Consider the following 12,043-nt stretch of genomic DNA (forward strand, 5'->3'; position numbering starts at 1 on the left):
ACTATTTTACATTAATCGTAACTTCAACTGGTTTTAACCATTGGCTTGTAAAGGTTACTTTAATTGGCTGCGCTTCTCCAGTTGCCTGAATATAAGCCGCAATATGACCGTGAAATACACGCTGTACATTATCTGTATAATCCGTCATGTCACTGTTATTTCCTGCTTCAAGTCCTAATAAAGTTCCCGGGCCGCTTATCGTGCAAGTCACTTCATTATCTGAAAGCATTACAGGTAAACCGTTTTGATCTTTTACCTGAACCATTATTTTAGCAACACCTTTGTCTTTAGAAATGGTAATATTTTTATCTACAATCGTTAATTCAACTGGCTGCTGCGTTGTTGTAATGGCATATCTGCTAACTTCTTTATCTTCTTTACTTAAACCAATTACTTCTAATTTTCCTGAAGTAAAAGGAATATCCCAATATATAATTCCGGTTTTTTCGTCGTAAAGTTTAGTTTCACCAACCACTTTTCCGTTTAATTCTAAACGTGCTTTTACAGCATTTGTATAACAAACTACACGAATTTTTTCTCCGTCTTTATAATTCCAGATTGCCCATGCATCTTTAGAAATGTCTTTTTCATTTTTTAAAGGATAAGTTCCAATATATGCCATTGGTTTATCTGACCATAATGACTGGCGGAAATATCCTCTTGGTTTGATTACGCCTGCAAAATCAACTAAACCAGAGTAAAATCCTCTTGAAGGCCATCTTCCAGATTCTCCTAAATAATCAATTCCTGTCCATAAAAACTGCCCGAAAATATGTTTGTTGTTTTTTACGGCCAGCCAAGGATCCATATCATGCACATTTTCACTTCCGAAAATAACTCTGTTTGGATATTTTTCGTGATCTGACTGGTATTTACTCTCCGTGTAATTGTATCCTGTAATGTCTAAAGCACCCGGATATTCTGTTTCGTTTGACATGGCTACTCCTGCTAATCCAGCAGTTGTTGGGCGTGATTTGTCGTATTTTTTTACTGCTGCAACCAAACGTTTTGCAATTGCTCCAAGTCGCATGGCATCTGGTGCATCTTTTTTGTAACCGCCGTAAGCTGCCTGCCCAAAACCGTCTTTTCCTTTATCTAAAACTGGGTGTGAATACGGATCGTTTGGATAATCGACTTCGTTACCTATACTCCATCCAAAAACAGATAAATGATTTCTGTCTCTACGAACAAAATCTTCTAAATCTTTTTCTCCGTATTCTGCAAAAATATCAAATGAACCTTCAAATCCCGGAGTCCCGTAATTCCAACCTTCTAACCATTTACGTTTTGGGAATTCCCATTCGTCATAAGCTTCGTTTAAAACTAAAATTCCTAGTTCATCACAAAGTTCATAGAAAACGGGAGCTTGCGGATTATGGCTTGTACGGATTGCATTTACACCAATTTCTTTAAGTGTTTTTAATCTTGTTTCCCAAACTTCACGAGGAACAGCTGAACCTAAAACTCCCGCATCGTGATGTAAACAAACGCCTTTCATTTTCATCCATTTTCCGTTTAAGGCAAAACCATTATTTGGATCGAAAGTAAAAGTTCTAAAACCTGTTTTTGTTACGGTTTGATCGATTTGTTTACCATCTTTTAAAACGGTTGTTTTTAGCTGATACAAATTCGGATTTTCTAAATCCCATATTTGAGGATTTTTTACGCTTAATTTAGTCGAAATTTTTCCATTTTGGCTCGCTGCAACCTCCACTTTTGAAGAAGATTTTGCCACCGATTTCCCGTCTTTTGAAATTAATTCGTTTACAACGGTAAGGCTTGATTTTGCTTTTGAATCGTTTTCTACATCAACCTCAACATTTAAAATTCCTGTTCCGTTTTTTACTTCTGGATAAGCGTAAACTCCCCATTGCCCGATATGAACAGGATTTGCATATACTAAATAAACGTCTCTGTAAATTCCTGAACCGGTATACCAGCGTGAATCAGCACTTTGGCTGTGGTCGACACGAACAGAAATTGTATTTTCTCCACCAAATTTCACATATTGTGTGGCATCATAAGCAAAAGAAATATATCCGTTTGGACGTTTTCCTAACGAATGTCCGTTGATGAAAACTTCGCTTCTGTTGTAAACGCCTTCAAAGTATAAATAGACTTTTTCGCCGCTTTTACTTTGCGGAATAGTTACTGATTTTCTGTACCAGCCAATTCCTCCCGGAAGATATCCTGTACAGCTTGCCAATGTTGGACTCAATTGTCCTTTTACGCTCCAGTCGTGTGGTACATTTACTGATTGCCATTTACTGTCGTCAAAGGTTGTATTTTTTGCATCTGGAGTTTCCTGAAGATTGAATTTCCAGTTGTCATTGATTTTTTGTGAATCTCCAAATGATATCTGACTAAATGCCGATAAACACGAGAATAGAAGTACGGGTAATAAGGTCTTTTTTGTAAACATTTCTTTTAAGTTTCTAAAGTGCTGAGATGCTAAGTTTCTAAGTTTTTTTAGTTTTCAGTCTCAGTCTCAGTTTTCAGTTTTCAGTTTCTCACTGTGACCGTAAACTGAGACTGAGACTGAATACTGCGACTGAAAACTAAAACTCTAATTCTCCCACAAATGTCACTACAGACCTTGCGGGTATTTCTAAATCATTAATTTTCTGAGCTGCTGTTCTTTTTAAATTTGAATTTTCAGAGGTTATATAAGGCGTTAATTCGTTGCTTTTAATTGTTCCTTTTGATAAATTGAACTTGTATTTTTGGGGAGATTTTCCGCAGTTGACTGCTACTACAATTAGTTTTTTATTTTGAACGTCTTTATAAGCGGTTAACATTACGTCGTTTGCTGCATCTAATTCGTTTTGATTTGGAACGTCAACTCGCTGCATTCCGGGACGAACGAAAAGCGAATAATTCCCTAAAGCCCAAAGCAGTTTTGAATCGTGAAATTCTCCATCGTTTCTAACATAATTAGGTTCGGTTCCTCCGTTGCTTTTTCCGTCGTCTAGGTAAATTAAACCGTCTTTATAATCAACTCTGGTTAGGGATGTCCACCATTGCCATGAAGCCGCGTTTGCAACTGCAATGTCATTGTGAATTAAACGTGCTACAAATAAAGCGGTCTGCATTCCTAAATCTCTTCCTCCGCCTGAGCCGCCGGGAATTTCTGCTTCTCCCGGATTTTCTAAAATGCAGTATTCAGACTGCCAGTATTTTAATCCCGGATTTTGTTTGATATTTGCGGCGATTAGCTTTCGGCTTAAAACTTGTTTTTCAACAGGCCACGTTGTAAAATAACTGTGTCCTAAAATGACATTTTTTACATTTGAGAATTTGGAAATATTCATTTTTGTTTTTCCGAAGAAATAATCAATTTGATTGTCTCTGTTTTCGGCATTTACATTTTCATATAAATAATTGATTTGTCCTGCTTCGGCAATTACAATATCGGTACTCATTTTATTGGCTTTGAGTTTTTCAGAAAGTGACTTGGTCAAAGCATAAATTTCGTCATTTGTCGCCGGAGTTCCTTCCTGACTGTTTTTGTCTCCGTTATTAGGCATCCATTCCCATTGCGGTTCGTTTATTGGGCTTATGTAATCGAATTTAATTCCTTCTTTTTTCTCTAATCCCTGAATACTTTGAACTAAGAAATCGGCAAATTTTGGAATTGCACCATCTTTTAGATTCAGTTTATTCTTTTGAGATGCAAAAGATAATCCGTTGTTTGTCATAAAAACTGGCGGACTATTTGTAAAAATGAGGAATTTATCGACACCACGTTTTTTCGCTGCCTGCAGAAACCATCTTTGGCCTTCTTGTTTGGAGAAATCGTAAGTTCCATCAGCATTTAAAAAACATTCGCTTCTTCTCCATTCGTCAGAAACTTTGCTGTTTTCTCCTTGTTCTGTACTTCCGGCTCCGAGATTAAATCTCCAGATTGAAAGCCCTATTCCTTTTGGATTTCCGTCTGCATCAATTTCTTTACTGAAAAGCAAATCGGCAATGGCATTCTTTTTTTGCTCCGGCCAATTTTTCCCCACAAACTGGGTTCTCCATGCATCAGAACCTCCAAAACCATCCATGGTTTGTACAACATTATCTGTGCTAATGATAGCAGTTCGCTGTGCAAATGACAGCGAACTTGTTATCAATAAAAGCGAGATATATATTTTTCTCATTTATTTTTTTGTTTATTTAACCGCAAAGGCGCTAAGTTTACGCAATCCCGATAGCTATCGGGAGCTAAGTTTACTATCTACTTTGCGAACTTTGCGATTTTTCTTTGTGACCTTTGCGGCTAATTTTTTATTCTTACTTATACGTCCCAACAAAAGTCACAACAGCCCTTGCAGGAATTTGAATATTAGCAGCATCAACAGCAGTTCCTTTTTTCAGACTTAAAGTTTCAGAAGTGGTATAAGGTGTTAATTTATTATCAACCAAAGCTCCTCCGGCAAGATTTAATTTATAGGCTTTTGCCGATTTGCTGATATTAACTGCCACAACAACCAGCTTTTTATTTGCTGCATCTTTGTATGCGGTTACCATTACATCATTCACGGAAGTGGCATTATCTACACTCGGAATCTGAACTCTAACCATTCCCGGTTTTACAAAGAATGAAAAGTTTCCTAAAGCCCAAAGTGTTTTTGAATCTCTGATATAACCATCGTTTTTGCAATAATCTGAGTTTCCGGCTCCGTTGCTTGCGCCATCGTCTACGTGAATTAAACCGTCTTTGTAATCGCCTCGGCTAATCGCTGTCCACCATTGCCATGACGTAACGCCTCCAACTGCAATATCAGTATTGATGATACGCGCTGTCCAAAGTGCCAATGACATTCCTAAATCTCTTCCTGCTCCTGCTCCTCCAGGTAATTCTGCAGTTCCCGGACTTTCCAAAACGCAATATTCAGATGACCAAAGACTGATATTTCCGGCTCCCTGAATTCTGGAAGCTGCTAATTGTCTTGACGAAACCATTTCGTTTAACGGCCATGCCTGCCAGTAACTGTGTGCAGAAATAGTTTTCTTTACGTTGCTTAATCCGCTGATTTTTTTAGCTGAATTGGCTCCAAAGAAATAATCAACTTGGTTAGATCTGCTTTCTTTTCCCGAAACTGTTTTATACAAAGGTTCGTAAGCTCCCGCTTCGCCAACTACGATTTGTGCTTCAACTCCTTTTGACTGTAATTTTGGAGATAAAACGTTTACGAAGTTGTAAATGTTAGCGTTTGTAGCCGGAGAACCTTCCTGATTTGTTCCGTCCCACTCGTATTGCGGCTCGTTGAACGGGCTTACATAATCGATTGTTAAACCTTGTTCTGTTTTTAATTTATCTAAAGCGTTTGCCCAGAAATCAGCCAAATCTGGCATTTTCCCATCTTTTAAATTGTAAAATTCTTTGATGGTGGCGTGTGCTTTTCCGTTTTGGGTTAAGTAAACTGGCGCGCTATTGGCGAAAGCCAGTAATTTTTCTACACCGCGTTCTCTGGCGGCTTTCATAAACCAAACCTGTCCGGCTTGTTTGTTCATGTTGTAACTTACTCCATCTGTTGTAAAACATTCTGTACGTCTCCATTCGTCTGTAATATCGCTGGCATCGCCTTGTTCTGAACTTCCTGCTCCAATATTGAAACGCCATAATGATAATCCGATTCCTTTTGGGTTTCCATCGGCATCAAAATCTTTGCTAAATAATAAATCGGCAATTTTGTTTCTTTTGTCTGAGGGCCAGTTTTTCCCGATAAAATTACACTGCCACGCATCAGAAGCTCCAAAGCTTTCCATTGTCTGCAAAGGCATATCCAGATTTACATTTAATTCTGCCGTACCAGATTCTGCTGAATTCTGATCGTTTTCAGAATCACAGCTTACAAATAAAACACTAGTGAAAAGCAAGCCTGCACACAGCAGACTTACTTTATTGTTATTTAAAAACCTCATTTTAGTAATTAGGATTTTGAGTGATTAGTCCCCCGCTTAAGTCAATTTCTAACTGTGGTATTGGCCACAATAAGTTTTTAGCCGGATTAAAATTGATTCCTTTGTCTTGTGATTCTCTGGTATTTGTAGTTTCATACGGATCTGTAGAATTCAGGTTGTACTGAACGAAAGTTCCGTTTGGTCCCATTAGAGATTCGATTACCGGTCTTCCTGTTGTTGGGTCTTTTTCACGACGAATATCAAATAAACGTAATCCTTCAAAAGCTAATTCTAAACGACGCTCTTTGTAAATTTGTTTTAAAAGTGTTGGACCGGAAATTCCTGTTTTTGGTGTTAACTGAACACGCGCTCTGATGATATTAATATCTGCCAATGCATCTCCGCCTGTATGGTAGTTTGCTTCTGCTCTTGTTAAATACATTTCTGCCAGACGAATCAACGGAACATTTAATGGTAAGTGTCCGTCTTTTTTATCTAATGCACGACGTGTTGCTATTGGAATATAATATTTACGACAGATACGTCCTGATTTATTATCGTTTAAACTGAATTTGTGCGTTGGGTTTAAAGTCTCATCTCCATAAGCAGCTTCACCCCATTTTGTAATGGTGCTTCTACGGCGGATAACATCATTTTCAGATAAATAAGCATTTTCTAAATCGCTGGTTGGCATACACCATCCCCAGCCGTCAATAACATCTGCGGCATCATTACTTGGAAAATTTTTCTTGTCTTCGCCTCTTGCTCCGGAGAAAGTAGGTAACATAGATCCTAAATTTTTGTCTTGTACAGATGATGACTGCGCTTCAAGAATTGATTCAACTCCGTTATGATTGTTTACATTCCAGATATTTAAGAAATCAGCTTCCAATTGAAATGGTCCTTCTGTAATTACTTTGTTTGAATATAATTTGGCATCGGCCCATTTTTCCTGAAACAATGTTACACGAGCCAATAATGCATACGCAGCCCATTTGTTTATCCTTCCGTTTCTTGCTACAGGAGCACTTTCTAATTTTGCTGCTGCATCTTTAAGGTCTGCTTCAATTTGAGCATAAACATCTGCTGCAGAGCTGCGCTGTAAAGTCAAATCACCAGTTCCTAAAGATTTTGTATATAAAGGAACTCCGCCAAAAAGGTTTACCAATTCGTAGTAGCAATACGCACGGGCAAATAATGATTCTCCCATATATTGATTTTTTTGAGAATCAGAAATTGGTGATAAAGCCATTTTCTCTAAACCAATATTTGCCGATTGAATCGTATAGAAATGCGCTGTATAAATGCTGTTCATAGCTCCCATATTATCAGGAGTAACTAAATACTGTGCACAAGGTCTGAATGCGCCACTGTCCTGACCTGTATTCCCCATCCAGGCATCATCTGTCGCGGTTTCGCTAACTAATCGAGGAGCAAGTAAGGTATACCAATCATTAGTAATTAACAATCTGCGAGTTAATTCGTTGGTATAATTTTCACATTCCTGTGCCGTTTGAAAATAATTTTCTAAAGTCTGCGTTCCTCTTTCTTCTTTTTCGATAAAATCGTCACAAGAAACTGTAAATGCAGCTAAAGCTATTATGGATACTATTATTTTTTTCATGATCGTTTTTTATTAAAATGCAACATTAAGACCCATCAAAATTGTTGGCTGTACAGGATAATTCCATCCGCCAAAACCTGATCCTTTAACTCTGTCCCCTTTATCAGGATCTCCACCAGCTACCTCAGGATCAACTCCTGAGTAGTTTGTCCATGTCCATAAATTTTGTCCAGATAATGAAATCCTAAGTTTATCTAAACCAAATTTGTTGTAGAAAGAATAACCTAACTGCAGGTTTTTCATACGTACAAAAGAACCATCTTCAACATACAGAGAGGAGAATTTTGTATAGTTCTCATTGTTGTCGTCTTTTGATAAACGCGGAATGTAGTTTGAAGTTCCTTCACCATGCCAAGCCATTTGATCTAATCCGTTTACTTTGTTTGTTAAACTTGCCCCGTTGTATAAATCTGAAATGTTTTGGTTTACGATATCATTTCCAATACTTGAATAAAAGTTAGCTACTAAATCGAAATTTTTGTATCCAAAATTCAAATTCAAACCTACATTGTAATCTGCCCAAGGAGAACCAATTTTTGTTCTGTCTTTTTCGTCCAGTTTCCCGTCGCCGTTTACATCTTTAAAGCGAACATCTCCTAATTGTGCATACGGTTGTAATTTTGTTCCGTGTTCATCTGTATGCGAATTTAACTCTGTTTGATTTTGGAATAAACCATCAGCAACATATCCGTAAAAATATCCCGGCTCTTCCCCTTTTACGGTTAAAGTTCTGTTGCTTGATCCGTATAGTTTTTCTCCTTCAGATGATAAAGACAGCATTTCGACATTTACAGTTGTAAAAGTTAAGTCTACACCGTATGAGAAATCGCCTTTTTTATCTTTATAAGAAACTAATAAATCAATACCACTTGACTGCATTGAACCAACATTTGTCCACATTGTAGAATATCCCGGGAATCCGCTGTATGTTGGAAATTGTTTTAGGAACAACATATCATTTGTTTTCTTTTGGTAATATTCTAATGATCCTGAAAGTTTGTTTTTCCATAATCCGAAATCAATTCCAAAACTTACATCTTCTACCGTTTCCCATTTAATATCTTTATTGGCCATTGATGAAGGGAAAGAAGTATCAACAACCTGCCCGTCGATTATATAAAATCCCTGACCAATATTGGACTGATAAACAGCACTTGGTAAATTTTGATTTCCTACTTTACCCCAGCCTGCTCTAAATCTTAAATCGCTTAAAACATCTTTTGCAGGTTCCATAAATCCTTCGTTTAAAATTCTCCATGAAACAGAAGCTGATGGGAAATTTGCCCATTTGTTATTGGCCATGAATTTTGAAGAACCATCTCGTCTAAAAGTTCCTGTGAAATAATATTTACCATCGTAGTTATACGAAAAACGAGAGAGATAAGACATTATAGAACTTGACCAGCTGTTTCCACCGCTGTTACGGTTTTTAGTAGCAGCATTTAACTCTCTCATCAAATCTGAATTATTTGGCACGCCTTCTCCGTAACCCCAAACATCGTTTCCGTTGTATTCTTCCATTGTATTACCAATCATTAAAGAAACATTGTGTTTATCTGCAAATGTTCTGGTGTATGTTGCAGTATTCTGCCATGTCCAGTCTACATTGTTTGTAGCTCTTCTTTCGATCGTATTAATTTCGGCTTTTTCGTGTGCGGCGTCGATTACGAAATCCGGAGTAAATTTGCTCCAAATTTTATCTCCAACTTCAACAGAAGCCTGCGTACGAATTACTAAACCTTTAATTGGTTCGTATTGTAAATATCCGTTTGTATTTAAATTGTACTGATCTGTGTAATCATCGTAACGGTTTACGGCTGCAACGGGATTCCATACATACGATGGAGAACGTGCATAAATACTGTATTCATTTTCTAATCCTGTTAACTGATCTGCAGGTTTGTAAATTGGTGTAATTGGATCAATTTTATCAAAATCTGCCCAGTTATTTGGAGATCCCCAAGTTTCGTAACGAGGATTTAAAGTGATTCCTGCTGAGAATTTATCAGAGAATTTAAAATCATTTGCAATTCTCATGGTCACTCTTTCCCATCCGCCTATTCCGTACATAGACTCTGAGTTATAATAGTTCAAGCTTATAGCATAAGTATGTTTGTCTGAACCGCCGCTTACTCCAAAAGAAGCATTCGTAACAGGAGTTCCGGTTTTAATTCCGGCTCTCCACCAGTCTGTTGTTTTTCCTTTGTATTGAGAAGGGTTTGGCAGATAATCTGAATAGCCTGAATTGTTGTAAGCTTTATTCATTATCGTTGCATAACCTTCGGCATCAGCCATATCATATGGATTTTTCATGATCTGCATACCTGAACTCAAATCAAAATTGAATCTCGTTTTACCTGCTTTACCTTTTTTGGTCGTAATCAGGATAACTCCGTTTGATGCACGAGAACCGTAAATAGCACTTGCAGAAGCATCTTTTAAAACTTCCATAGATTCAATTTCATTATTGCTTAAGAAATTGATACTGGTTCCCATCGGGATTCCGTCTACCACATAAAGCGGGTCTGTACTTAGGTTTACTGTAGAAATTCCACGGATCAAGACTCTTGGCTGTGCGCCCGGGCCTCCTTGTCCAGTAACCTGAACTCCGGAAACTTTTCCTTGTAATGATTCAGTTACGTTACCTACAGTCATGGTTTGTAATTCTTTTCCTTTTATAGAAGAAATAGAACTTGTTACAGTGCTCTTTTTTACAGCGGCATAACCTACGACCACAATTTCGTCTAAGGCCTGACTTGATTCCTGAAGTACAATATTGATCTCAGTTTTATCTCCAACAGCTACTAACTGAGTTGTAAAACCTACAAATGAAAACTCAATTTGAGCATTTTTGTTTGGAATATTGATTACATAATTCCCGTCGAAATCTGTTGCTGCAGATGTTGAAGTTCCTTTTACAATTACGTTTACTCCCGGAATTGGTACATTTGCTTTATCCTTTACAGTTCCTTTTATTTTTATTTGTCCAAATGATACAGCAGTACACAAAAGGGCAATAAAAAACCATATATATTTAAATTTCATATTTAGATGTTTTATTTATTAATGTTATAAAAGCCTGATAACAAATTATTTCTTTGTTATAAAAACTCTCTCTAACTCTGTATCAAGAACTACTTTGTAAACTCCGGCCGCCGCTGGGTATTTAGCATTTCCGTTTTCTCCCGGTGACATGGTACAAATACCATTTTTAATTAATCTCCATGAAGGGCTCCACCATTGACCTGTAAAGGTTGCTTCCATTGTTCCGGTTAAGGTATATTCTCCCACTAATTGATAAGGGTTGTTTGGATTATTTGCCAAATGAAGTCCTGTTTGAACCCATGCTGTCCATGTATCCCAATCTGCACCCTGAATTCCGCCGCCGCAAACACTCACAAAAGGTTTTCTTAAAGCTTCGTCATCATGCCATAATCCGTTGGCGATATCTGCCCAGACTTTGCTCGAAGGTGTGTATTTTGTGGCTGTATATTTTAAAGTATTTGGATTTACTTTTATACTATAATATCCTTTTGTTGGAAGAATAATGGCTGTTGAAGCAACATCATCTACTAATTCTCCAGACGTATTTAAACCAAAACAATGTGGGGCAAAATCTGATTCCTGACCTAAGAAATAAATTTCTTTATTGTCTTTATCTGCGTAATATTTGAATTCAAAATCCTGTCCGCTTTTTTCGTGGAAATACATCGGAACTCCAACTGCATCTGTAGTTAAGTTTGTTCCTTTTGGCTGGTCGCATAAATAGAGCGCCGGATATTCGTTTGTCGCTACAATATTTACGCTTAAAGTTCCAGTATTTGGAATCGCAAATTTGTCTTTTGCTGTAATGGTCAATACATAATCTGCAGCAGTTACCGGCAGCGTATAAGTTTTATTGAAAGTATAGGATTGAGGCGAACCTGTTAACGTAACAGTTTCATCAATACCAAGTGCTTCACATTTCACCTGAACATAATCAATTCCTGAATCGTCGTTTACTACAAAATTTACTGGCATTAGGTTACTTGTTGATAACAAAATTACGGCACCTTCTTTTGGCGTAACCATTGTTATAGATGGAGCTGCAAATTCGCCGTCTAAACGCAGATTCGCTTCTTCGTTTACAACATTCCCGGAAACGTCTGTAATAATTAATTTTATTTTGAATGCTTCAGAAGTTCCTCTGTTTGCCGGAACTTCAAAAAAGTAACTCAAATCGTATGATTTTAAAAGAGGGTCTGCTGCAAATGAGATTACTTTATCAAGCGATAATTCTGGAATTTGAATCTCTACACTTTTTAATCCTAAGTCATCAGCCAGAGCGGCTTTAATTTCAAATTTTCTGCTTGGTGCACCATAAATTTCTTTTGTTGATACAACTACCGTAGGATCATCAGAACTTGGAAATCCTGATTCGTTATTTTGGCATCCGGTAAAAAAGATGGCAAAAAGGGTAAGAAAAAATAAAAATACATTTTTTTTCATTTTCTTAATTTTTAAGGTTAGGTTTAGTTAGTTTGTTTT

Annotated in this window: 6 protein-coding genes; all 6 read right to left on the bottom strand. The window is 37.3% G+C overall.

What is annotated here, in order from left to right:
* Position 1 precedes the first annotated feature (1 nt).
* The 6 genes from BUE10_RS22680 to BUE10_RS22705 all read right to left on the bottom strand — a co-directional run bounded on the left by BUE10_RS22680 (position 2) and on the right by BUE10_RS22705 (position 12,004).
* Complete coding sequence (locus tag BUE10_RS22680; protein ID WP_073489297.1) at positions 2 to 2,422, bottom strand: glycoside hydrolase family 2 TIM barrel-domain containing protein; 2,421 nt, start codon at positions 2,420 to 2,422, stop codon at positions 2 to 4.
* A 136-nt stretch (positions 2,423 to 2,558) separates the two neighbouring features.
* On the bottom strand, positions 2,559 to 4,145 hold the full coding sequence (locus BUE10_RS22685) for a glycoside hydrolase (RefSeq protein WP_073489299.1): 1,587 nt from the start codon (positions 4,143 to 4,145) through the stop codon (positions 2,559 to 2,561).
* Between the two features lie 133 nt (positions 4,146 to 4,278).
* The gene (locus BUE10_RS22690) at positions 4,279 to 5,913 is read right to left on the bottom strand and encodes a glycoside hydrolase (RefSeq protein WP_073489301.1); all 1,635 of its coding nucleotides are present in this window, start codon (positions 5,911 to 5,913) and stop codon (positions 4,279 to 4,281) included.
* Between the two features lies 1 nt (position 5,914).
* Complete coding sequence (locus BUE10_RS22695; RefSeq protein WP_073489303.1) at positions 5,915 to 7,516, bottom strand: RagB/SusD family nutrient uptake outer membrane protein; 1,602 nt, start codon at positions 7,514 to 7,516, stop codon at positions 5,915 to 5,917.
* 12 nt (positions 7,517 to 7,528) lie between these two features.
* Entirely contained in the window at positions 7,529 to 10,561 is a 3,033-nt protein-coding gene (locus BUE10_RS22700; protein WP_073489305.1) for a SusC/RagA family TonB-linked outer membrane protein, read from the bottom strand.
* A 45-nt stretch (positions 10,562 to 10,606) separates the two neighbouring features.
* A complete protein-coding gene (locus BUE10_RS22705; RefSeq protein WP_073489307.1) occupies positions 10,607 to 12,004 on the bottom strand; it encodes a hypothetical protein in 1,398 nt (465 codons plus the stop codon).
* Positions 12,005 to 12,043 lie beyond the last annotated feature (39 nt).

The sequence above is a fragment of the Flavobacterium sp. CF108 genome (assembly GCF_900129795.1).
Classification (GTDB): Bacteria; Bacteroidota; Bacteroidia; order Flavobacteriales; family Flavobacteriaceae; genus Flavobacterium.

Bases quoted from the DNA above. Each gene is read 5' to 3' on its own strand.
- BUE10_RS22680 (WP_073489297.1), bottom strand. From the start codon at position 2,422: ATGTTTACAAAAAAGACCTTATTACCCGTACTTCTATTCTCGTGTTTA.
- BUE10_RS22685 (WP_073489299.1), bottom strand. From the start codon at position 4,145: ATGAGAAAAATATATATCTCGCTTTTATTGATAACAAGTTCGCTGTCA.
- BUE10_RS22690 (WP_073489301.1), bottom strand. From the start codon at position 5,913: ATGAGGTTTTTAAATAACAATAAAGTAAGTCTGCTGTGTGCAGGCTTG.
- BUE10_RS22695 (WP_073489303.1), bottom strand. From the start codon at position 7,516: ATGAAAAAAATAATAGTATCCATAATAGCTTTAGCTGCATTTACAGTT.
- BUE10_RS22700 (WP_073489305.1), bottom strand. From the start codon at position 10,561: ATGAAATTTAAATATATATGGTTTTTTATTGCCCTTTTGTGTACTGCT.
- BUE10_RS22705 (WP_073489307.1), bottom strand. From the start codon at position 12,004: ATGAAAAAAAATGTATTTTTATTTTTTCTTACCCTTTTTGCCATCTTT.